21 protein-coding genes are annotated in these 20,940 nt (G+C 71.0%); 9 read left to right on the forward strand and 12 right to left on the reverse strand.

Features of this window, described 5'->3' with window-relative positions; translation table 11 throughout:
- Positions 1-101 precede the first annotated feature (101 nt).
- The 4 genes from EYW40_RS09335 to EYW40_RS09355 all read right to left on the reverse strand — a co-directional run bounded on the left by EYW40_RS09335 (position 102) and on the right by EYW40_RS09355 (position 3,977).
- A complete protein-coding gene (locus EYW40_RS09335; protein WP_135821337.1) occupies positions 102-1,652 on the reverse strand; it encodes an amidohydrolase in 1,551 nt (516 codons plus the stop codon).
- A gap of 69 nt (positions 1,653-1,721) precedes the next feature.
- Positions 1,722-2,456: an ABC transporter permease gene (locus EYW40_RS09340; RefSeq protein WP_135821338.1), complete on the reverse strand. Its 735-nt coding sequence runs from the start codon at positions 2,454-2,456 to the stop codon at positions 1,722-1,724.
- Entirely contained in the window at positions 2,453-3,229 is a 777-nt protein-coding gene (locus EYW40_RS09345) for an ABC transporter permease (RefSeq protein WP_161973188.1), read from the reverse strand. Before EYW40_RS09345 ends, EYW40_RS09340 begins: the two co-directional genes overlap by 4 nt.
- Entirely contained in the window at positions 3,222-3,977 is a 756-nt protein-coding gene (locus EYW40_RS09355) for an ABC transporter ATP-binding protein (RefSeq protein WP_135821341.1), read from the reverse strand. The genes EYW40_RS09345 and EYW40_RS09355 overlap by 8 nt, the downstream gene beginning before the upstream one ends.
- A 63-nt stretch (positions 3,978-4,040) precedes the next feature.
- On the opposite strand from EYW40_RS09355, the gene EYW40_RS09360 reads away from it, so the two are divergent.
- Positions 4,041-4,571: a GbsR/MarR family transcriptional regulator gene (locus tag EYW40_RS09360; RefSeq protein WP_135821342.1), complete on the forward strand. Its 531-nt coding sequence runs from the start codon at positions 4,041-4,043 to the stop codon at positions 4,569-4,571.
- Positions 4,572-4,625: 54 nt separating this feature from the next.
- Complete coding sequence (hmgA, locus tag EYW40_RS09365) at positions 4,626-5,840, forward strand: hydroxymethylglutaryl-CoA reductase (NADPH) (RefSeq protein WP_135821343.1); 1,215 nt, start codon at positions 4,626-4,628, stop codon at positions 5,838-5,840.
- Between the two features lie 324 nt (positions 5,841-6,164).
- Here hmgA and EYW40_RS09370 read toward each other — a convergent pair whose 3' ends face one another.
- Together EYW40_RS09370 and EYW40_RS09375 are read right to left on the reverse strand one after the other, a co-directional pair.
- Positions 6,165-6,521 carry a hypothetical protein gene (locus EYW40_RS09370; RefSeq protein ID WP_135821344.1) on the reverse strand — a complete coding sequence of 119 codons (357 nt, stop codon included), beginning with the start codon at positions 6,519-6,521 and terminating at the stop codon, positions 6,165-6,167.
- A gap of 1 nt (position 6,522) precedes the next feature.
- On the reverse strand, positions 6,523-7,047 hold the full coding sequence (locus EYW40_RS09375) for a DUF5817 domain-containing protein (RefSeq protein WP_135821345.1): 525 nt from the start codon (positions 7,045-7,047) through the stop codon (positions 6,523-6,525).
- A 102-nt stretch (positions 7,048-7,149) separates the two neighbouring features.
- On the opposite strand from EYW40_RS09375, the gene EYW40_RS09380 reads away from it, so the two are divergent.
- Entirely contained in the window at positions 7,150-7,488 is a 339-nt protein-coding gene (locus EYW40_RS09380) for a cupin domain-containing protein (RefSeq protein ID WP_135821346.1), read from the forward strand.
- A gap of 105 nt (positions 7,489-7,593) precedes the next feature.
- Positions 7,594-9,006, forward strand: coding sequence for a PAS domain-containing protein (locus EYW40_RS09385; RefSeq protein WP_135821347.1), 1,413 nt, complete (start codon positions 7,594-7,596; stop codon positions 9,004-9,006).
- Between the two features lie 55 nt (positions 9,007-9,061).
- Here the strand turns inward: EYW40_RS09385 and EYW40_RS09390 are convergent, their stop codons facing one another.
- The 3 genes from EYW40_RS09390 to EYW40_RS09400 form a co-directional block, all read right to left on the reverse strand.
- Positions 9,062-9,523, reverse strand: a complete 462-nt coding sequence (locus EYW40_RS09390; RefSeq protein ID WP_135821348.1) for a GNAT family N-acetyltransferase — start codon at positions 9,521-9,523, stop codon at positions 9,062-9,064.
- A 114-nt stretch (positions 9,524-9,637) separates the two neighbouring features.
- Entirely contained in the window at positions 9,638-10,915 is a 1,278-nt protein-coding gene (gene icd, locus EYW40_RS09395; RefSeq protein ID WP_135821349.1) for an NADP-dependent isocitrate dehydrogenase, read from the reverse strand.
- 115 nt (positions 10,916-11,030) lie between these two features.
- Entirely contained in the window at positions 11,031-11,720 is a 690-nt protein-coding gene (locus EYW40_RS09400) for a hypothetical protein (protein ID WP_310732452.1), read from the reverse strand.
- Between the two features lie 104 nt (positions 11,721-11,824).
- Here EYW40_RS09400 and EYW40_RS09405 point away from each other — a divergent pair, with 104 nt between their 5' ends.
- Complete coding sequence (locus tag EYW40_RS09405) at positions 11,825-12,706, forward strand: isoaspartyl peptidase/L-asparaginase (protein WP_135821350.1); 882 nt, start codon at positions 11,825-11,827, stop codon at positions 12,704-12,706.
- Between the two features lie 12 nt (positions 12,707-12,718).
- Here the strand turns inward: EYW40_RS09405 and EYW40_RS09410 are convergent, their stop codons facing one another.
- Positions 12,719-15,202 carry a midas domain-containing protein gene (locus tag EYW40_RS09410; RefSeq protein WP_135821351.1) on the reverse strand — a complete coding sequence of 828 codons (2,484 nt, stop codon included), beginning with the start codon at positions 15,200-15,202 and terminating at the stop codon, positions 12,719-12,721.
- Between the two features lie 381 nt (positions 15,203-15,583).
- On the opposite strand from EYW40_RS09410, the gene map reads away from it, so the two are divergent.
- Positions 15,584-16,480, forward strand: a complete 897-nt coding sequence (map, locus tag EYW40_RS09415; protein WP_135821352.1) for a type II methionyl aminopeptidase — start codon at positions 15,584-15,586, stop codon at positions 16,478-16,480.
- On the opposite strand, the gene EYW40_RS09420 is transcribed toward map, so the two are convergent.
- On the reverse strand, positions 16,477-16,677 hold the full coding sequence (locus tag EYW40_RS09420; protein WP_135821353.1) for a DUF7835 family putative zinc beta-ribbon protein: 201 nt from the start codon (positions 16,675-16,677) through the stop codon (positions 16,477-16,479). The two genes, map and EYW40_RS09420, sit on opposite strands and share 4 nt — an antisense overlap.
- Positions 16,678-16,976: 299 nt before the next feature.
- Between EYW40_RS09420 and EYW40_RS09425 the strand changes: the two genes are divergently transcribed.
- The 3 genes from EYW40_RS09425 (at position 16,977) to EYW40_RS09435 (ending at position 19,474) form a co-directional block, all read left to right on the forward strand.
- Positions 16,977-17,522: an HIT family protein gene (locus EYW40_RS09425; protein WP_135821354.1), complete on the forward strand. Its 546-nt coding sequence runs from the start codon at positions 16,977-16,979 to the stop codon at positions 17,520-17,522.
- A 61-nt stretch (positions 17,523-17,583) separates the two neighbouring features.
- Positions 17,584-18,510, forward strand: coding sequence for a cation diffusion facilitator family transporter (locus EYW40_RS09430; protein ID WP_135821355.1), 927 nt, complete (start codon positions 17,584-17,586; stop codon positions 18,508-18,510).
- 76 nt (positions 18,511-18,586) lie between these two features.
- Entirely contained in the window at positions 18,587-19,474 is an 888-nt protein-coding gene (locus EYW40_RS09435) for a mechanosensitive ion channel family protein (protein ID WP_135821356.1), read from the forward strand.
- Between the two features lie 26 nt (positions 19,475-19,500).
- Here EYW40_RS09435 and EYW40_RS09440 read toward each other — a convergent pair whose 3' ends face one another.
- Entirely contained in the window at positions 19,501-20,784 is a 1,284-nt protein-coding gene (locus tag EYW40_RS09440; protein ID WP_135821357.1) for a tRNA (N(6)-L-threonylcarbamoyladenosine(37)-C(2))-methylthiotransferase, read from the reverse strand.
- Between the last annotated feature and the right edge of the window lie 156 nt (positions 20,785-20,940).

The following is a 20,940-nucleotide window of genomic DNA, read 5'->3' on the forward strand; positions in this document are numbered from 1 at the left end:
ATAAACCGGTCTCGCCAGTCGAAGGCAAGGAAAACGCCAGTCAGGACAAACCAAGGTTCGGAACGGACGAAAAAGCGGATCGAACGGCGCGCGTTGCGGTCCTACGACAGGTCGTCGTACGCCAGGTCGCCGGCGACGACCGTCGCCACCACGTCGATGTCGCGGATGGCGTCCGGCTGTTCCCACGGCGAGCGGTCGAGGACGGTGAAGTCCGCGGCGGTGCCCGATTCGACCGTGCCGAGGCGGTCCTCGTCGAACCCGGCGTAGGCCGCGCCGCTCGTGTACGCCCGGAGCGCCGCGGTGACCGGGAGCGACTGGGCGTCGGTCGGCGCGTTGACGGCGCTGTGGACGCCCTCCAGCGGGCCGAACGGCATCACGTCGCTCCCGAACGCGAGGGGGACGCCGGCCTCGACGACCCGGGCGAGGCGGTTCGTGCGCTGCCGGCGCTCGTCGCCGAGGCGGCGGTCGTACAGGCCGCCCGCCTCGGCCCAGCGGTGGAAGTTCGGCTGGACGGAGGCGACGACGCCGGCGTCGGCCATCCGCGCTAGCTGGTCGTCGGTGGCGAGTTCGACGTGCTCGATCCGGTGGCGGGCCGCGCCGGGGTCGTCGGTCGACTCGTACGCCGACAGCGCCGTCTCTATCGCCTCGTCGCCGATGGCGTGGAGCGTCGTCTGGAGGCCGGCGTCGTCGACCGCCTCGACCACCGCCCGGACCTCGTCGGGGTCGACGACCCACGTGCCGGTGCCGTCGCCGTCGGCGTACGGCTCGAACAGCTTCGCGGTGCGCCCGCCGAGGCTCCCGTCGGTGAAGGACTTGATCCCGCCGACGCGGACCATGTCGCTCCCGTGGTTCGTCCGGAGGCCGACCTCGCGGACCGCGTCGAGGTGGTCGCTCCAGTAGTTGATCCGGACGCGGAGCCCCAGGTCGCCCGCGCGGTCGAGTTCGCGGTACGCCCGCGGCGCGTGGGAGTCCCGCACCATGTCGTGGACGGCGGTGACGCCGAGTTCGTGGGCGCGGTCCCGCGCGGCGGCGATCAGCTCCCGCGTCTCGGCGGGGTCGGGCGCGAAGTCCTCCCGGACCGCCTCCACGGCGTCCTCGACGACGACGCCCGTCGGCTCGCCGCCCTCCGTCTCGACGTCGTCGTCCGGGAAATCCAGCCGCTCCAGCGCGACGGAGTTCAGCGACGCGGTGTGCATGTCGACCCGGATCGCCGCGACCGGCCGGGCCTCGCTGACGGCGTCTAAGTCCTCGCGGGTGAGGTAGTCGCCGCCGGGCCACTCGCTCTCATCGTAGCCGAAGCCGAGCACCCACTCGCGGTCGTCGCGTGCGCCCGCGGCGAGGCGCTCGACGGCGTCGTCCCGGTCGGTCGCCGCGCCGAGGTCGGCGTGGAGCCGGAACTGGCCCACCTGCTCCATGTGGGTGTGGGCGTCGACGAAGCCGGGGAGGACGACCGCGCCGCCGAGGTCCCGGACGGTCGTGTCGACCCCCGCCAGGAAGTCGACCTCGTAGGCGTCGCCGACGCGGACGACCGCGCCGTCGCGGACGGCGACGGCCTCGTGGACCTGGTCGTCCCCGTCGTCCACCGAGTCGGCCGGCCCGGCGAGCGTGTGTACCTCCGCGTTCGTCAGGATCAGGTCGGCAGCCTCAGTCATGTCCCGGACGGGGTGGGGGAGCGGCAAAACGGTTTGGGAAGCGGGCGGGCCGACGAGCGCGGACGGCCGCTACGCGACCCGCATCTGCCGGTAGAACGCCAGCGTCGAGGCCGCGGTCAGGGCGGCGAGGTAGGCGAGGCCCCCGGCGAGCTGTCCGAGGTCGACGCCGCCGCCGAAGCCCGCGTTCATCGCCAGCGCCAGCGGGAAGTGGCCCGGCAGGGCGGTCGCCAGATCGGGCCGGCTCGTCGCCAGCGGGTTCTGGAAGACGAACAGGTCGATCATCGACCCGAAGAGGATGAGGTAGACGCCGGGGAGCTCGTCGAGCAGGACGCCGGCGAGCACGCCGACCATCCCGTACAGCAGGGCGGTCAGGGCGGTGCCGAGGAGGAACCACCCGAGCGATTCCGGCTCGAACGCCGTCAGCATCACCCCGACGGAGACGGCGCTCGCGACGGCTGATACGACGACCAGCAGGCCGAGCCGCGAGAGGACGACCTGCCGGGGGCGGTAGCCGGCGACGACCAGCCGGCCGTCGGCGTCGGCCGCCGAGTGCATCAGGAACAGCCCGGCGACGCCCGCGAGCAGCGCGGCGGTCATCGGCGTCGTGAACGCCGGGAACGCCTCCGGGAGCGTCGTCCGGACGGTGTCGCCGCCGACGAGGTGGAGCACCGCCCGGCCGTCGGGCGCGACGAGCGTGAACAGACCGATGACGTACGCCGGCGCGACCACGAGCAGGGCGACAAGCACCGGCGTCCGCCGGAACTCGCGGGCGCCGAGCCGGAGCGCCGTGCCGACGCGGGTCACGCGCCCCACCCCCCGAACGCGCCGTCGCCGGTCGAGCGCACGTACGCGAGAAAGGCCGCGGCAAGCAGAACGGCGACCCACCCCAGCGCCGGGGCGAGGTGGCCGTCCGCGAGTTCGCCGTCGAGCACCGCCGCCGTGAACAGCTCGTGGGGGTGGTACAGCGGCACGAAGTCGGTCGCCGACAGCTCGCCGACGACCGGCAGCGACGCCGACGCGTCGACCGGAAACAGCCCCGAGGAGAGCGCGTTGTCGACGTCGGCGAGGAACACCAGGACGATGGAGCCCTCGAGCTCGCGGGGGAGCAGGCTCCCGACGACGACGCCGAGCAGGCCGTACACCAGCCCCGCCAGCCCGAGCACGCCGAACGCGAGGGCGGGCGCGGCCACCTCGACCCGGACGGCGAAGGCGGCGAAGGCGACGACCGCCGCGACGGCGGCGACGACGACCATGGTGACGAGCCGGGAGGCCAGCAGCGCCGACCGGGGAAAGCCGGCCACCGCGAGGCGCTCGTCGCCGCTGGCGGCGCTGATGACCTGGAACAGGCCGACCAGCCCCGCGAGGAACGCGACGGCGAACAGCGTCCCGGTCACGCGGCCGACGGTCGCCGGGTCGGCCGACGCGCCCAGCACCTGCGGGAACGACTCCATCGCGACGCCGTACATCTCGATGACGACCGGCGGGAGGAGGACCAGCATCGCCAGCGTCGTCGGCTGCCGGACGAGCTCCGCCAGCCGCGACCGCGTTCCGGTCGCGATCCGGCCCACGTCACTCACCCCCCGCGTCCGGCGTCCCGTCCAGGTCCGCCGCTGCGGTCGCGTCGTCCCCGTGGGCGGCCGAACGGGCCTGCTGGGGGGCCTCGTCCTGCTCGGTGAGGACGCCGTCTTTCAGTTCGAGGATGCGGTCGAAGCGCTCGCGCTCGCTGATGAGATGCGAGATGATGGCCACCGCCGTCCCACGCTCGCGCAGCTCCTCCGTGAGGTCCCAGAACGCGAGGTACGTCTCCCAGTCGAAGCCGGTGTAGGGCTCGTCGAGCAGGAGGACGTCCGGGTCGTGCAGCAGCGCCACCCCGAGGTTCACCTTCTGGCGGTTGCCCCCCGAGAGGTGGTCGACCCGGTAGTCGAGGAACTCCTCGAAGCCGAGCTGTGCCGCGAGTTCGTCGCGGCGCGTTGCGACCCGGTCGTCGGCGAGGTCGTAGGCCTCGCCGAACAGCTCGAACGTCTCCCGGACGCTGAGCCGGTCGTACAGCAGCGTCTCCTGCGGGCACCAGCCGACCACCGTGTCCCGGGAGACTGCGCCGTCGTCGGGCTCCAGCGCGCCGACGAGTATCTTCATCAGCGTCGACTTCCCGGAGCCGTTCGCCCCCACGATGCCGACGACTTCGCCGGGGTACAGCGAGACGTCCGCCCCGTCGAGCACCTCGACGGTACGGCCGACGAACGGGAGGGCCGAGCCGTACGTCTTCGTCAGTCCGGTCGCACGCAGCGCCGGCTCCTCGCCGGCGGCCGTGGTCTGGTTCGACATATTCGGTGTTTACCGAATATTTCGAACGAAACGTATTAGCCGTTACGGTGCGAACTCCCGCCGATGAGCGACACCGACGACGGCGGCGTCGAGGCCGCGCGGGAGCGGGTGATCGCGGCCATGGAGCGCAGCGCGGAGGTGTACGGGTTCAAGCGGAGCTACGGCCGGCTCTACGGCCTCCTCTTTTTCGCCGAGGAGCCGCGCTCGCTCGACGACCTCGTCGAGGAGAGCGACTACGCGAAATCGACCGTGAGCACCGCGATGAGCGCGCTGGAGCGCTACCACCTCGTTCACCGGCGCTCGATGCCCGGGGAGGGCAAGCGCGCGTACTTCGAGGCCGAGACCGACTTCTGGCGCGTGTTCCAGGAGTTCCTCCGCAACGAGGTGCTGCGCGAGGTGACGGTCATGAGCCGCGCGCTGTCGGAGGCCGAGGCCGAACTGGAGGCCGCCGACACGGAGCGGGCCGCCCGCGACCTGGAGAAGGTCCGGCGGCTGCGGCGGATGTACGACCGCAGCGAGACGATGATCGACGCGCTGACGGGCAGTTCGTTCGACCGGCTCACCGACCTCGTGGGCCGACTGCGCCGCGACTGACCCCCGCCGCCCCGAGTAGAAAACGTTAGGCCGCCCCCGCGACCAAGGCCGGGCATGGACGACCCCGAGACGCTCGCCGAGCGCGTCCGAGCGGGAGACCTGCGCCTGCACGAACTCGACGACCACGCGGACCCCGAGACGGCCGCCGCCGCCCGCCGCGCGGTCGTCGCACGCGAGACGGGGGCGGAGTTCGACGCCGTCGCCGACTACGCCTTCGACGCCGCGCAGGCGTCGGAGTCGGCGGTCGAGAACCTGGTCGGCGGCACGCAGGTGCCGATGGGCGTCGCCGGGCCGGTCCCGGTCGACGGCGGCGCGGCCGACGGCGACTACTACCTCCCGATGGCGACGACGGAGGGGGCGCTCGTCGCCAGCGTCAACCGCGGCCTCTCGGTGATCCGCGGGGCCGGCGGCGCGACGGCCCGCGTCACGAAGTCCGGGATGACCCGCGCGCCGGTGTTCAGCGTGGACGGCGTCGCCGAGGCGAGCGAAGTGGTGGAGTGGGTCGGCGACAACGCCGACGCCCTCCGCGAGGCCGCCGAGTCGACGACGAGCCACGGCGAACTGCTGGAGGTCGACCCGTACGTCGTCGGCGACTCCGTCTACCTCCGGTTCGTGTACGACACGAAGGACGCGATGGGGATGAACATGGCCACCATCGCCACCCGCGAGGCGGCGGAGGTCGTGGAGGCGGAGACGCCGGCGTCCCTGGTCGCGCTGTCGGGCAACCTCTGCTCGGACAAGAAGCCCGCGGCGATAAACGCCGTCGAGGGGCGCGGGCGGACCGTGACCGCCGACGTACTGATCCCCCGCGACACCGTCGAGGAGCGCCTGCACACCACGCCCGAGGCCATCGAGGAGGCAAACACCCGGAAGAACCTCGTCGGGAGCGCGAAGGCGGGGAGCCTCGGATTCAACGCCCACGCCGCGAACACCGTCGCCGCCGTCTTCCTCGCCACCGGGCAGGACGCCGCGCAGGTCGTCGAGGGGGCAAACGCCATCACGACGGCGGAGGCCCGCGAGGACGGCCTCTACGCCAGCGTCAGCCTCGCCAGCCTCGAAGTCGGCACCGTCGGCGGCGGGACGAAACTGCCGACCCAGGCGGAGGGCCTCGACGTGCTCGGCCTCGGCGGCGGCGGCGACCCGGCCGGCTCGAACGCCGACGCGCTCGCCGAGGTCATCGCCGCCGGCGCGCTGGCGGGCGAACTCTCCCTGCTGGCGGCGCTCGCCTCGCGGCACCTCTCCTCGGCCCACGAGGACCTCGGGCGGTAGACCACTTTCACCGTCGGTAGGATGGGCCGGACGGCGTAGATCCGGCCGCAGTGACCGTTTCCCCCGCTATATCGGGGACTTCATCGGGGTTCGGACCCGGTTTCACTTTCACCGCGCGTCCAAGGCTGGCGATTAATCCCCGGACGGCCGTAGGTCCGAACGCGTCCGTCGGGCGAGCACCCGCGGGCGCCCCATCCACCCATGTTCGAACGCACCCCCGACGACCAGCGACCGGTGAGCCGCACGCGCCGGTGGTTGCGCGTCTGTAAGTTGCTGTTGACCGTGATCGCCATGCTGCTGGGTATCCTCGAAACGCTCGGGGCGCTATGACCCGCGGCGGGCCGCCTCCGCCCCCAGCGTCAGCGCGCCGGCGGCGACGAGTACGACGCCGGCGACGACGAGCGTCGGGCTGCCGACGCTCGCCCCCGCGAACAGCGCCAGCCACGCGACCGCCCCGACGGCGTGGATCCGCGCCGCCGTCCGGCGGCCCTGTCGGCCGAACAGCGCCGCGCCGAGCGCGAAGCCGACGCCGAGCACGCCGGCCGAGAGGACGAACGGCCGCACCGTCACGCCGCCGACGCGGACCGCGCCGACGTACGGGTCCGCGAGGAACAGCAGGCCGGCGAGGCCGACGACCGTCCCGACGGCGACACCGGCCGGGTCGGGGCGACTCGCCGCCACGCTACAGCAGGCGGTACTCGCCGCGGTGTTCGCTCACCTCGCCCCGGCGGGCGAGTTTGTCGAGCGCGTCCCGGACGTAGCCGTCGGGGACGCCCCGCTCGGCGGCGTACGCGACGACCTCGTCCTCCGTCGGGCGGTCGAGTTCCCGGAGGGCGGCGAGCACCGTCTCCTTGCGGGACTTGCTCCCGCCCCGTCCCGATTCGGCGCGCTCGCCCGCCGCGGCGACTTCGTCGGCGTCGACCCCCGCACGGTTCAGATACTCGTCGTCGTCCATCCCGGCGTCGGCGGCCTGCCGTTCGAGTTCCGTGAAGGAGTCCAGTTCCGCGAACGCCTCGCCCTCGCCCCGGCGGTTCGCCAGCATCGAGGCCCGCACCTCGCGGGCGTGGTCCTCGTCCTCGGTGGTGACGAACTTGCGGCGCTTGTCGTACTGCCGGCGCGTGCCACACCGCGGGCACTGCGAGGTGTCCGGCCGGCCCTCGACGATCCAGAGGGCGCTGCAGTCGCTACACCCGACGACGGCGTACATGGGGAGGCGTTGGCGTCGCCGCCAGTTGAACGCTCCGGCTTCGGCGACGGGCGCGGTGCCGCGGGGCCAACGCTTAGGTCCCGGTCCCGCAAAGGAGGGGGCATGGAACGCGTCTCCCTCGCGGACCGCGACCCGACCGAGGCCGTCGACGGCGTCGACCTGGTGGTGCTCGCCGGCGGCGACGAGATGAACGTCCAGCACTTCGAGATCGAACCCGGCGCGACCGTGCCGGCCCACAGCCACCCCCACGAGCAGACCGGCTTCGTCGTGCAGGGGGAACTCACGTTCGTCGTGGACGACGAGGAGGTCGTCGTCGGCCCCGACGACTCCTACGCGATCCCCGGCGGCGAGACCCACGCCGCCGAGAACCGCGGCGACGAAACGGTCCGCGGCGTCGACATCTTCAGCCCGCCCCGGGAGAACCCCGACTGGCGGGACTGAGGCCGAAACCGCCCGCTTGGCCCGTTTCCGGGCCGCCGAGCGGGGCGGCCGCCGGCACGATCACACGGGCGACAGGGTTAGGTCCGTCGGCCACGTCTAGGATGTATGACTCGTTCCCCGCGCCAGCGGTCCGCACCGGAGTTGAGGGACGGGGGACGGTCCCCCGACGACGTCGCCGTCGCCTACGTCGCCCCGGCCGACGACGGCGTCCCCGACGCGCTCTCGCGCGAGGGGTTCGCCGTCGCCGTCCACGACGTGCCGCCGGCCGACCCGACCGCCGTCGACTGCCTCGTCTCCGTCCACGACCCGCCCGCGGTCGACGCCGCCGCGCTGGCGGCCGACGCGGCCGCCGCCGGCGTGCCGTTCCTCCTCTACGACGACGCGCCCCCCGAGACGGTCGCGCGGGTCCTCGACGCGGACGGGGACCACCTCTCGCCGACGGCCGACGACGGCGACCGGCGGGTGCTCCGCGCCGGGGTCCGCCGCGCGGTCGAGCGCGCCCGGGAGCGACGCGACTACGAACTGAAACGGCGGGTGATCGAACAGTCGCCCGTCGGCGTCACCATCGCCGAGGCGGACGGCGACCAGCCGCTGGTGTACGCCAACAGCGGGTTCGAGACGATGACCGGCTACAGGGCGGCGGACGTGCTCGGCCGGAACTGCCGGTTCCTCCAGGGGCCGGAGACGGACGAATCGACCGTCGGGGAACTGCGGGAGGCGATCGAACGCGGCGAGCGGGTCGCGGTCGACCTGCTGAACTACCGGCGCGACGGGACGCCGTTCTGGAACCACCTCGACGTCGCGCCCATCCGGGATGCCGAGGGCGAGGTCACCCACTACTTCGGGTTCCAGAAGGACATCACGGAGCGAAAGGAACTGGAGCGCGACCTGCGCCGGCGGAACGACCGGCTCGACCGCTTCGCCGACGTCGTCAGCCACGACCTCCGGAACCCGCTGAACGTCGCGGTCGGCAACCTCGATCTCGCCCGCGAGGCGGGCGACGAGGAGTCCCTCGACGCGGTCGGGGCCGCGCTCGACCGGATGGACGCGCTGATAGAGTCGGTCCTCGCCGTGGCGCGGGAGGGGACCGCCGTCGAGGACCCGGAGCCGGTCGACCTCGCCGCCGTCGCCGAGGCCGCCTGGGCGACCGCCGGCCCGTCGGACGGCGACGCCGTCATCGACGCCGACCTGGGGACGGTCGAGGGCGACCCCGACCGGGTCCGGTCGCTGTTCGAGAACCTGTTCCGGAACGTCGCCGACCACGGCGGCGAGCGGCCGGTCGTCCGGGTCGAGTCGACCCGCGCCGGCTTCGCCGTCGAGGACGACGGGCCGGGGATCCCGCCCGAGGACCGCGACTCGGTGTTCGAGTGGGGCGTCACCGAGGACGGCACCGGGATCGGGCTCGCTGTCGTCGACGCCGTCGCGGAAGCCCACGGGTGGGTGGTGACGGTCGGGGACGGCCGTGCCGGCGGCGCGCGGTTCGCGTTCGACCTCGCGCCCGACCGGACCGTCGCCTGAGCCGGCGCGACCGGGGCCGAATCGGGGTCGCCGCGGCCGGAGCGCCGGCCGACCGCTACAGCGGCTTGACCATCTCGACGTGCGGGATGCCGGCCTCCTCGAACTCCCCGCCGACGCGCTCGTAGCCGAGGCGGTCGTAGAAGCCGGCCGCGCGGGTCTGGGCGTGGAGGGCGACGCGGTCGAACCCGCGGGCCGCCGCGACGCCCTCGACCTCGCGCATGATCTCCGCGCCGTGGCCCGCGCCGCGGTGGCCCGGGAGGACGGCCACGCGCTCGACCTTGGCGTCGTCGCCCGTCCCCCGGAGCCGCGCCGCGCCGACGGGGTCGCCGTCGAGGTACGCGACGAAGTGAACCGCGTCGTCCTCGTGCTCGTCGACCTCCATGTCCTCCGGCACGCCCTGCTCCTCGACGAACACCGCGAAACGCACCGCGAGCGCGTCCTCGTACGCCGCGTCGGTCCGGACGACCCGCACGTCGAGGCCGTCGTGACCCGCGTCGTGGTCGGCGTGGTGGCCCATCGCGTCGGCGTTGGAAGCGGGGACAAGAGAGCGTTGCGGACGCGGTCGGCGAGTCCCGCGGGTCGGGGAGCCGCGAATCGAGAAAAAACGGGGGCGGAGCGTGTGACGGCTACGTCAGGACAGCTTCTCGATGTTCTCGATGATCGCCTCGGCGTACTCCGTGGTGCCGAGCTTCTCGCCGCCCTCGATCTGGCGTTCGAGGTCGTACGTGACCTTGCCCGAGGAGATGGTCTCCTCGACGGCGTCGCGCACGAGGTCCGCCGCGTCGCCCCAGCCGAGGTAGTCGAACATCAGGCGGCCGGAGAGGATCATCGCGGTCGGGTTGGCCATGTTCTGGCCGGCGCGCTTGGGCGCGGAGCCGTGGACCGGTTCGGCGAGCATGCGGGCTTTGCCGAAGTTGCCGCCCGGCGCGATGCCGAGGCCGCCGATCTGCGCGCCGGCGGCGTCGGAGAGGTAGTCGCCGTTGAGGTTCGGCATGGCGAGCACGTCGAACTCGTCGGTGCGCAGCTGCATCCACTGGAGCATCGCGTCGGCGAGGCGCTCCTCGACCATGACGGCGTCCTCCGGGATGTCGACCTCGTCCTCCTCCTCCCAGAGGGAGTCGGGCGCGGCGAACACCTCGTCGTCGGGGTACTCCTCGTCGGCGACCTCCATGCCCCAGGAGCCGAACTGCCCCTCGGTGAACTTCATGATGTTGCCCTTGTGGACCAGCGTCACCTTGTCGCGGTCGTGTTCGAGGGCGTAGTCGATCGCGCGGCGGACGAGGCGCTTGCTGCCCTTCTCGGTGATCGGCTTGATGCCGATGCCGATGGGGCCGTCGTGCATCACGTCGTCGAAGCCCATCTCCTCCTCGACGAACTCCTTGACCTGCTCGACTTCCTCGGTGCCCTGCTCCCACTCAATGCCGGCGTACACGTCCTCGGTGTTCTCCCGGAACGTGACCATGTCCATCTCCTCGGGCGCTTTCATCGGGGAGGGGACGCCGTCGAGGTAGTAGGTCGGTCGGACGTTGGCAAAGAGGTCGAGCGTCTGTCGGAGCGCGACGTTCAGCGAGCGGTAGCCGGCCCCGACCGGGGTCGTCAGCGGGCCCTTGATCGCGACGCGGTGTTCCTTGATCGCCTCGACGGTCTCGTCGGGCAGGTTCACGTCCTCGCCGTAGCGGTCGCGGGCGCTCTGCCCCGCGTAGACGCGCATCCAGCTGACGTTGCGGCCGGTCGCCTCGGCGGCCTTGCCGAGCACCTTCTGGGCGGCGGGGGCGACGTCCTTGCCGATGCCGTCGCCGTGGATGATCGGGATGATCGGGTCCTCGGGGACGGAGATCTCGTCGTTCTCTTCGTCGACGACCTCGATCTTCTGTCCCGAGTCCGGAACTTCGATCTCGTCGTAGCTCATGGTCGTTTCTACGGAAACGTGACTGGGACAAAAGGCCTGCCATTTCGAGCGTCGGCCGCAGCTGTCGTAAGACGGTAAATAACGCCATCTGAACGTGTTTCGTCGGTGCGCAGTGCTACCGGAGCGCCCCGAGCATCGCCCGGAGTTCGCGGGGGGCAGTCGAGACCAGCGCCCGGGGGAACCGCCGCCGTGCGCCGTCGAGCGACGCGGCCAGCGCGTCCGCGGCGTCGTCGAACACGCCGCTCCCGTGCCCGAACAGCACCCGGTCGGGGTCGGCGTCCGCGAACGGCGCCCGCGGCGGCGTGAGCCGAACGACGATGCTGACGGCCATCCGTTCCCCGCCGACCGTGAAATCGGGCGCGGCGGAGATCACGTCCGGCACGTACAGCGTCCCGTCGGACTCGCGGTACGCGACCGCCTCGTCCCAGGCGCCGAGCGGGCTGACCGCCCGCAGGTCGAACCCCGCGACGCTCCCGTCGACGCGCTCGACCGGCGCGTCGACACGCGCCGCCGCGCGGTCGATCCACGCCGGGACGTGGACCGGCACGTCGTAGCGGCGGGCGAACGCGTCGGCGTCGCGGGCGTGGTAGCCCGACAGCACGGCGACGCCCGCCACGTCGCCCAGTTCCGTCACGAGGTTGTCGACGCCGGGCGCGTCGATGGGGTCGAACAGCCAGACGCCGTCGTCGGCGCGGACGGCGTGGCTGGCCCGCCGGCCCCCCTCGTCGGGGTGTGCGACCCAGCCGACGCCGTCCGGCCACTCGTCTATCACCTGCGGTTCGGTCGGGGACTCGCGGGCGTACATGGGCAGGCGGCCCGTCGGCGCGGGGCCGAAAGAGCGTTCCGGGATCGCCGCCCTCCGTCCCGGTGACGGGGGAACTAAGGGGGCCGGCCGCACCAGGGAGGCGTATGCAGGTCATCGTCCACGGCGGCGCGGGCGCGTCGCCCGACGACCCCGAGGCGCGACAGGCGGTGCTCGACGACGCGGCGGCGACCGGGGCCGACGCCGACGCGCCACTGGACGCGGTGACGGCCGCGGTCCGGGCGCTGGAGTCGAACCCCCGGTTCAACGCGGGCGTCGGCGGGTCGGTCCAGTCCGACGGCGCGATCCGGACCGACGCCGGCCTCATGACCGACGAGCGTGAAGTCGGCGCGGTCGCGTCGCTGCCGGGCGTCGAACACGCCGTCTCGGCCGCCAGGGTGGTGCTGGAGGAGACGCCCCACGTCCTCGTGGCCGGCGACCGCGCGGTCGAACTCGCCGCGGACTACGGCGTCGAGACCGACTGCGACCTCTGGACCGAGCGCACCCGCGAGCGGTGGGCCGACGTCGAGCCGCCGGACGGCGGCCCGGCCGACCACCTCGCGTGGCTCCGCGAGCGCTTCGGCGGGATCGACGCCGGCACCGGCGACGGGACCGACCACGACACGGTCGGCGCGGTCGCCCGCGAAGGGGACCGCCTCGCCGCGGCGACGTCCACCGGCGGCCGCTGGCTCGCGCTCGCCGGCCGCGTCGGTGACGTCCCGCAGGTCGGGAGCGGCTTCTACTGCGCCCCGGCCGGCGGCGCCAGCGCGACGGGTGCCGGCGAGGACATCGCCCGCGTGACGCTCGCCCGGCGGGCGGTCCGGCGGCTCGAACGCGGCGACGACGCCGCGGCCGCCGCCGACGCGGCGATCGAGTCGTTCGGCGAGATCACCGGCTCGGACGCCGGCGTCATCGTGCTCGGCCGCGACGGGAGCGTCGGCTCCGCGTTCAACAGCGACGCGATGCAGACCGCCACCGCGAAAAAATAGCCCGAGAAACCGTTACGCGACTATCGCCCCGTCGGCCTCCGTCTCGTTGCCGGCCGTGGCGTTGGTCTCGGTCGCGCCGTCCTCGTCGACCGCGCCGTCGTCGGAGACGTTCCCGTCGCCGGCGGTCGCGTTGTCCGCCGTCGTGTTCTCGCCGACGGTGTCGTTGCCGGCCAGCGTCTCGTTGTCTGCGGTCGTTTCGTTGTCAGCGGTCGTCCCGTTATCGGCCGTCCCGTTGTCGTCGGGCGTGACGCCCTGGTCGTCACCGACGGCGTCGAGCGGCCGTTCCTCGTCCTCGGGGGCGGAGATGCCGATCTGGTTGAACACCGAGTGCTTGCTGGTGTTCACCGACTGCGTGAACTCGCCCTCGGGGAACTGGAGTTCCTCGGTCTCGAACGTGACGTTCTCGGTCTCACCGGCCGGGACGCCCGCGCGCTCCGACTGGTAGTTGCTCCCGCCGATGCGGTACTGGACGAACTCCGACACCCGCTCGTCAGTCGGGTTCAGCACCGTCACCGTGACGTTGTAGCTGTCCCCGATCATCGCGTTCGACGGCAGGTTCGCCTCGGTGATGACCAGGCTGTCGAAGTCGTCGGAGAACGACAGTTCGACCTCGCCCACCGACGCCTGCGATACCGTCGCGTTGCCGACGGTCACGTTGCCGACCGTGACCTGCTCGACGTCGACCTCCTGCTGGGTGTCGGTCTCGTTCATCGCGTCGGTCTCGTTCATGCCGTCCGATTCGTTCATGCCGTCCGTCTCGTTCATCCCGTCGGTCGCGTTGTCGGTTTCGTTGAGACCGTCGGTCGTCTCGTTGTCGCCGACCGTCTCGTTGTCGTCGGAGACGGTTTCGTTGTCGGTCGTTTCGTTGCCCTCCTGCATCCCGGTCTCGTTGTCCGTCGTCTCGTTGTCCTCCTGGGCGAGGTTCCAGCCGGCCGTGGCGTTGTCCTCGTCCGTCTCGTTGAGACCGTCGGACTCGTTCATCGTCGTCTCGTTGTCGCCGACGGTGTCGTTGCCCGTCTCGTTCATCGTCGTCTCGTTGTCGTCCATCCCGTCGTCGGCCAGCATCCCGTCGTCCGACTCGTTCGTCGCGTTGGTCCCGTTCATCCCCTCGCTTTCGAGGTCGATGTCGGGCGAGGAGACCGACTCGACGGTCATGGACTCGACCGTCATCCGCTCGACGGACATCTCCTCGATGACGAGTTCGCCGATCACCCGAGCGTCCTCCTGGGTGTCGGTCTCGTTCATCGCGTCGGTTTCGTTCATGCCGTCCGTCTCGTTCATCCCGTCGGTCCCGTTGTCGGTTTCGTTGAGACCGTCGGTCGTCTCGTTGTCGTCGGAGACGGTTTCGTTGTCGGTCGTCTCGTTGCCCTCCTGCATCCCGGTCTCGTTGTCGGTCGTCTCGTTGTCCTCCTGGGCGAGGTTCCAGCCGGCCGTGGCGTTGTCCTCGTCCGTCTCGTTCATCCCGTCGGACTCGTTCATCGTGTCCGACTCGTTGTCGCCGACGGTGTCGTTGCCCGTCTCGTTCATCCCGTCGGTCGCGTTGTCGGTCCCGTTCAGACCGTCCGACTCGTTCATCCCGTCGGACTCATTCATCGTGTCCGACTCGTTCATCGTATCCGACTCGTTCATCATGTCCGACTCGTTCATCGCGCCGTCCTCGGCCTGACCGAAGACGCCGAGTTCGTCGTTCTGGATCGTCAGCTCCTCGACGACGAGCGTCTCGACGGTGAGCCGTTCGATGGTCAGGTTCTGCACGACCAGTCCCTGACCGCCGTCGGCCGCCTGCATCCCGTCGGTTTCGTTCATCGCGTCCGACTCGTTCATCCCGTCGGTCGCGTTGTCCGTTTCGTTGAGACCGTCGGTCGTTTCGTTGTCGCCGACCGTCTCGTTGTCGGCGGTCGTTTCGTTGTCGGTCGTCTCGTTACCCTCCTGCATCCCGGTCTCGTTGTCGGTCGTCTCGTTGTCCTCCTGGGCGAGGTTCCAGCCGGCCGTGGCGTTGTCCCCGTCCGTCTCGTTGAGACCGTCCGACTCGTTCATCGACTCCGACTCGTTCATCGTCGTCTCGTTGTCGCCGACGGTGTCGTTGCCCGTCTCGTTCATCGCGTCCGTGCCGTTCGTCTCGTTCGTGGCGACCGGCGTCGTCTCGATGTCGTCGCCGAACACCTCGCTGAGGGTCTCCTCCTCGCCGGCGACGTCTTCGAGCGTGACGTCCTCCAGCGTGAGCTGTTCGAACGTCACGTTCTCGAACGTCGTGTTCGTGAACGCGCGGTCGTTCGTCTGAAGCCGCTCGACGTGCAGCTCCTCGATGGTCGCGTTCTCGACCGTCACGTTCCCGAGTTCGAGCTCCTCGACGGTCACGTTCTGGAGCAGGACGCCGTCGGTCGCCGTCGCCCCGTCTGCCGGTTCCGTCGTTGTTGTACCTGCTGCCCCCGCCGGTGCGACGGAGAGCAACATCATAGCCGTGAGAAACACGGCCAGAATCGCTTGCTTGTTCATACTGTGGCTTCGGAGGATTGGATGACACCCTGCATAAACGAGCGGAGCCGTTCCGTACTGTTCCCGTTCTCTGACGCGCCTTAACCCGGTTTGACCGCGTATACCGTCGGCGCGCCGTCGGCGGTAGACGCCGCTTTGTGCGCCACCGAACCGCGTGACTGCGGCGAGACCGAACGGCGATCCGCGGCCCGAGGGTGGTCCTGCCGAGATACTGTGAGATATAGTATCACGACACGGAGTGTCACACGGTCGCGCTTCCGGAACGGGCGGGTCGATCCGGTGAAACCCCGTTCACGGACCCGCCTCGGGCCGCCCGGGCGCTCGAACGCGCGGGCCCCACGAGACGCAACCTCTTTTTGGCGCTCGGGCCAACGAGGGGACATGGCAGACAGCGACGTGGACCTGGACGCCGAGAAGTACGAGAAACACCGGGAGGCCGGCGAGATACTCGCGCAGGTCCGCGAGGAGGCCGCCGACCGCGTCGAGGTCGGCGAGTCCCACCTGGCGGTCGCGGAGTACGCCGAGGAGCGCATCCGGGAACTCGGGGGCGAACCCGCCTTCCCGGTCAACATCAGCATCGACGAGGAGGCGGCCCACGCCACGCCGAGCATCGACGACGAGGAGACGTTCGGCGAGGAGATGGTCAACCTCGACATCGGCGTCCACGTCGACGGCTGGCTCGCCGACACCGCGGTCACGGTGGACCTCTCGGGCCACGACGAACTGGCCGAGGCCAGCGAGGAGGCGCTGAACGCCGCGCTGGACGTCGTCGAACCCGGGGTCGAAACCGGCGAGATCGGCGCGGCGATCGAGGACGTGATCGACGGGTACGGGTTCAACCCGGTCGTCAACCTCACCGGTCACGGGCTGGGCCACTGGGAACAGCACACCGCGCCGAACATCCCGAACCGCGCCGTCTCGCAGGGAACGACCCTCGAAGTCGGCGACGTGGTCGCCGTCGAACCGTTCGCCACGGACGGCTCGGGGAAGGTAAACGAGGGGGCCGACGAGGAGATATTCGCCCTGGAGCGCGAGGGGTCGATCCGCAACCGCCAGGCCCGCCAGGCCCTAGAGCAGATCACCGAGGAGTTCCGGACGCTCCCGTTCGCGACGCGGTGGCTCGACACCTCGCGGGCGAAGATGGCGCTCCGGCGGCTGAAATCGCAGGACATCGTCCACGGCTACCCCGTGCTGAAGGAGGACGACGGCGCGTTGGTGAGTCAGAAAGAGCACACGATCATCGTCACCCCCGACGGGTGCGAGGTCACGACGCGTTAGGCGTTGTTCATCCGCTGGCTGGAGCGCTCGCCGCAGCGCTGACACTCCGCGACGCGGTACGGTTCACGGGAGAACTGCGCGTTTTCGTCCTTCACGCTCTCGGTCCGGATCTGGACGGACACTTCGTGGAGCGTGTCCGTGCCACACGCGCTGCAGGGTTCGGTCATCCCGTCGAGGGAGTCGTCAGTCGTTGCCATCGATACTCGTCAAACGGAGCGAGGGAGACATAAAAACCCTTCTTCGTTCTGACCGTTCTGACGGGGGTCGACCGCGGTGAACGATGGCCGTACCGGTCGGAACCCGGAGACGTTACTGACGGGGTTATGAACGGCTTACGGACTCGTTTTCGCGGTCTACAATGGGCGGCTGTAACCGTATAGCGCCCCTTGACACCGGCCCGACCGGTGGTTCGGCCCTCGAATCCGGCCGGGACGACAGCCGGCGTCGCGAATACCCGTCCGACAGTATAACGTCCCGGCGACCCCACGGACCCGCTATGGACCAGGTGTTCGCACCGTGGCGGATCGAGTGGGTCGAACGCGAGGGGAAGAACCCGGAGATAGACGACTGCGTCTTCTGCGAACTGCCGGCGTTCGACGACGACGTGGAGAACCTGGTCGTCGCCCGGAGCGACCACGCGTTCGTCCTGCTCAACAACTACCCGTACAACCCGGGCCACGCGATGGTGATCCCGGACCGGCACACGGGGGAGTACGGCGACCTGTCGGACGAGGTGCTGCTGGACCACGCCCGCCTGAAACAGCGGACGTTCGCGGCGCTCCGCGACGCGCTCGACCCCGACGGCTTCAACGCCGGGCTGAACCTCGGCGACGGGGCGGGCGGGTCGGTCGAGGACCACCTCCACACCCACGTCGTCCCGCGCTGGGAGGGCGACACCAACTTCATGCCCGTGCTGAGCGACACGAAGGTGATAGTCGAGGCGCTGGCGGACACGTACGACCGCCTGCACGAGGCCTTCGCCGCGCAGGACGGCACGACGGTGGCGGAGACCGGCGCGGTCCGGGTCGAGGACGCCGGCTGACGGCGGGGCGGCCGACCCGTAGTCGATACGCCCTTACGGGGGCCTCCCGTACCCCGAGTCGATGAACCGCGGCGCGGCGCTTCGGGTGGTCGGGATCGTCGTCCTGGTCGCCAACCTGGCGCTGGCCCTGGCCAAGGGCGGCGTCTGGTACTGGACGGGGAGCCTCGCGGTCGGCTCCGAGGCGGTCAACAGCCTCGCCGACTGCGCGTACAGCGTCGTCGTGCTCGCCGGACTCTACCTGACGACCCAGCCGCCCGACTTCGAACACCCCCACGGCCACGAGCGAATCGAGCCGTTCGTCTCGCTTTTCATCGCGCTGGCCATCTTCGCCGTCGGCGGGGTCGTGTTCTACAGCGCCGTCACCGACATCCTCGCCGGGGAGGTGGCCGTCACTCACGGGTGGGCCGCGGTGGTCGTCCTCGTGGCGACGGCGGCGGTCAAGTACGGCCTCTACCGGTACTGTCTCCGGGTCGGCGAGGAGAACAGTTCCCCGGCGGTGCGGGCCGCCGCGGTCGACAACCGCAACGACATCCTCACCGCCGCGGCGGCGCTGGTCGGCGTCGCCGGGGCCGGGATGGGCTTCCCGGTCCTCGACCCCCTCGCGGCGGGCGTCGTCTCGGTCGGCATCGTCTACACCGGCGTCGAGATCGTCCGGGACAACGTCAACTACCTCGTCGGGGGCGCGCCGCCCGAGGACCTCCGGGCCGAGATCGTCGCCCGCGCGCTCTCCCATCCCGACGTCGAGGGCGTCCACGACGTGATCGCCCACTACGTCGGCCCGGAGATAGACGTGAGCCTCCACGTCGAGGTGGAGGGCGACCGCACGCTCCGCGAGGCCCACGCCATCGAGACGGCGATCATCCAGTCGATCCGCGAACTCCCGGAGGTCGACGACGCGTACGTCCACGTCGACCCGAAGGAACTAGGGGAGTGGAAAGAGGACGAGGTCGCGGACGAACTGCTCCGGCAGATCCGCGGCGGCGAGTGAGCGGCAGGGCCCGGCCGGTCCGTGCCCCGCGGCCCGCCCCAAGCGTTTGACTGTCGCGGCGTGGTACGGCGTCCGCGTGATCCGAGCGACCCCCGCCGTCCCGGTGCAGGTCAGGCTGCTCGACCGCTTCTGGACCCGGTACGGCGAGTTGCTGGCGGGGATCGCGGAGTTCGTCGCGTGGTTCCTCGCCGCCTACGCCGTCGGCCGCTACGTCGTCGTCCCCGCCATTGAGGGGGCGCTCGATGCCCGGGGGGCCGACCCGACCTACGCCGGGGCGGCAGGGCGGGTCGCACGCGTCGGGGTGCTGGCCGTCGCCGTCGCGCTGGCCTGGTCGGCGGCGGGGTTCGGCGGGACGGTCGGCGGGTCGGCCGTCATCGTCGCGGCGCTCACCGTCGCGCTCGGCATCGCGGCGCGGGACGTGGTCGGCAACCTCGTCAGCGGCGCGTTCATCGTCACGGACCCGAAGTTCAACATCGGCGACTGGATCCGGTGGAAGGACCGTGAGGGCGTCATCCACGACATCTCCTTTCGCGCGACGCGGGTCCGGACGTTCGACAACGAGACCGTCACGGTGCCGAACTCGGAACTGACGACGACTGCGGTGACGAACCCGGTGCTCAACGACCGGCTCCGGATACGGGTGCCCGTCGAAGTCGCCTACGAGGACGACATAGACGCGGTATCGGACGCGCTGACGGAGACGGCGGCCTCGCACCCAGAGACCCTCGACCGGCCCGCGCCCTCCGTCCGGCTGACGGAGTTCGCGGACGACGGCGCGGTGCTTTCGGTGCGGGCGTGGATCGCCGACCCCGCCCGCGCCGACTTCGTGCGCGTCCGCTCGGAACTGGCCACGCGGATCGTCGCCCGGCTCGACGACCACGAGGCACAGATCGGCCCGCCGGCGGGGCGGGAGCTGTCCGGTGCAGTTTCGGTGGATACGGACGAAGGGCGCGGCAGGGAGTGACCCCCGGCCGGAGGGACGTGGCGCGCTCAGCGCGCCGGCGCGCCGGCCTCCGGGGCCGCCGCCACGGGCTCGGCGAGCGCGTACACCGTGTTGTGGCCCGTCACCTCGACATCGACGAAGTCGCCGACCTCGAACTCGTAGTCGGAGGCGTTCTGGACGATGATCTGGCGGTACGCGGCGTCCCGGCACTTCACCGAGTCGCCGGTCCCCTCCTCGGCGACGAGCACCTCGCGGGTCGTGCCGACGAGTTCGTCGTACGCCTCGGCGACGATGTCGCGCTTGAGTTCGGACATCTCCTTCGAGCGGTCCTTCTTCGTCTGCCCGCCCAGCCCCTTCATGTCGGCGGCGTCCGTGCCGGGGCGCTTGGAGAAGCGGGTGACGTTGACCTTCTCCGGGCGGGTCTCGCGGAACAGCGCCATGCTCCGCTCGTGGTCGCGCTCGGTTTCGGTCGGGAAGCCGACGACGAAGTCGGTCGACAGCGTCCAGTGGTCGAGATAGTCGTCGAACGTCTCGACGACCTCGACGAACTCCGAGACCTGGTGCTGGCGGCGCATGTCGCCGAGCACGTCGTTCGAGCCGCTCTGGACCGGAGCGTGGATGAAGTTGTACAGCTTCTCGTTGTCGGCGAAGACGGCGGCGAGTTCCTCGCGGATGCCGTGGACCCCCTTCGGGTTCGCCATGCCGACCCGGACGCGGAAGTCGCCCTCGATGTCGCAGATCCGGTCCAGCAGGACGTGCAGCTTTCGCTCGCCGTCGTCCCAGCCGTACACGCCGGTGTCCTGGCCGGTGACGCGGATCTCCTTCGCGCCCGCGTGGACCAGCGCGCGGGCCTTCTCGACGTTCTCCGCGACGGGCGGCGAATCTATCTTCCCCGTCGCCTGCTTGGTGATGCAGTACGAGCAGTCGCTCATGCAGCCCCGGGCGATGGGGAGGATGCCGACGACGCCGTCCAGCACCGGCTCCGTACCGCCGACGGGCGTCGGGCACTCGCCGTTGCGCACCGCGGTCGGCACGTCGTCCCAGTGGAGCACCCGGGCGTCGATACCCGCCTGCTCGAACTCCTCGCCCTGGGCCAGCGCCATGCAGCCGGTGACGATGAGGTCGGCCGACGCGTCCGCCAGTTCGCGGGCCCGGCGGAGCATGTTCCGCTCGGTCTTCTCGACGACGGTGCAGGTGTTCATGATGGCGACGTCCGCCGCCTCGACGCCGTCGACCGGTTTGTGGCCCGCGTCCCGGAGCTTCCGCTCTATCTCGCGGCTCTCGCCGCGGTTCGACGTGCAGCCGTACGTCTCGATGTGGTAGCGGGCCATACGCTTGTCCCACGTTGCGCCCGGGCGGGCAAAAGCACGACGGATCGGGGAGACCCCCGACGCGGCCGGACGAGCCCCCACCGCTGCCCGCCGGACCGATCCCTGGGCGTCGCGCCCCGACGACGTCTTCAGAGCGAGAAGCTAGTCGGTGGAGTT

This window comes from Halostella litorea, assembly GCF_004785955.1.
Taxonomy (GTDB): domain Archaea; phylum Halobacteriota; class Halobacteria; order Halobacteriales; family Natronoarchaeaceae; genus Halostella; species Halostella litorea.

Coding starts and splice junctions, on each gene's coding strand:
- EYW40_RS09355 (WP_135821341.1), bottom strand. CDS start 3,977: ATGTCGAACCAGACCACGGCCGCCGGCGAGGAGCCGGCGCTGCGTGCG.
- EYW40_RS09410 (WP_135821351.1), bottom strand. CDS start 15,202: ATGAACAAGCAAGCGATTCTGGCCGTGTTTCTCACGGCTATGATGTTG.
- EYW40_RS09405 (WP_135821350.1), top strand. CDS start 11,825: ATGCAGGTCATCGTCCACGGCGGCGCGGGCGCGTCGCCCGACGACCCC.
- EYW40_RS09360 (WP_135821342.1), top strand. CDS start 4,041: ATGAGCGACACCGACGACGGCGGCGTCGAGGCCGCGCGGGAGCGGGTG.
- EYW40_RS09385 (WP_135821347.1), top strand. CDS start 7,594: ATGACTCGTTCCCCGCGCCAGCGGTCCGCACCGGAGTTGAGGGACGGG.
- map (WP_135821352.1), top strand. CDS start 15,584: ATGGCAGACAGCGACGTGGACCTGGACGCCGAGAAGTACGAGAAACAC.
- hmgA (WP_135821343.1), top strand. CDS start 4,626: ATGGACGACCCCGAGACGCTCGCCGAGCGCGTCCGAGCGGGAGACCTG.
- EYW40_RS09430 (WP_135821355.1), top strand. CDS start 17,584: ATGAACCGCGGCGCGGCGCTTCGGGTGGTCGGGATCGTCGTCCTGGTC.
- EYW40_RS09425 (WP_135821354.1), top strand. CDS start 16,977: ATGGACCAGGTGTTCGCACCGTGGCGGATCGAGTGGGTCGAACGCGAG.
- EYW40_RS09400 (WP_310732452.1), bottom strand. CDS start 11,720: ATGTACGCCCGCGAGTCCCCGACCGAACCGCAGGTGATAGACGAGTGG.
- EYW40_RS09420 (WP_135821353.1), bottom strand. CDS start 16,677: ATGGCAACGACTGACGACTCCCTCGACGGGATGACCGAACCCTGCAGC.
- EYW40_RS09375 (WP_135821345.1), bottom strand. CDS start 7,047: ATGTACGCCGTCGTCGGGTGTAGCGACTGCAGCGCCCTCTGGATCGTC.
- EYW40_RS09390 (WP_135821348.1), bottom strand. CDS start 9,523: ATGGGCCACCACGCCGACCACGACGCGGGTCACGACGGCCTCGACGTG.
- EYW40_RS09335 (WP_135821337.1), bottom strand. CDS start 1,652: ATGACTGAGGCTGCCGACCTGATCCTGACGAACGCGGAGGTACACACG.
- icd (WP_135821349.1), bottom strand. CDS start 10,915: ATGAGCTACGACGAGATCGAAGTTCCGGACTCGGGACAGAAGATCGAG.
- EYW40_RS09380 (WP_135821346.1), top strand. CDS start 7,150: ATGGAACGCGTCTCCCTCGCGGACCGCGACCCGACCGAGGCCGTCGAC.
- EYW40_RS09440 (WP_135821357.1), bottom strand. CDS start 20,784: ATGGCCCGCTACCACATCGAGACGTACGGCTGCACGTCGAACCGCGGC.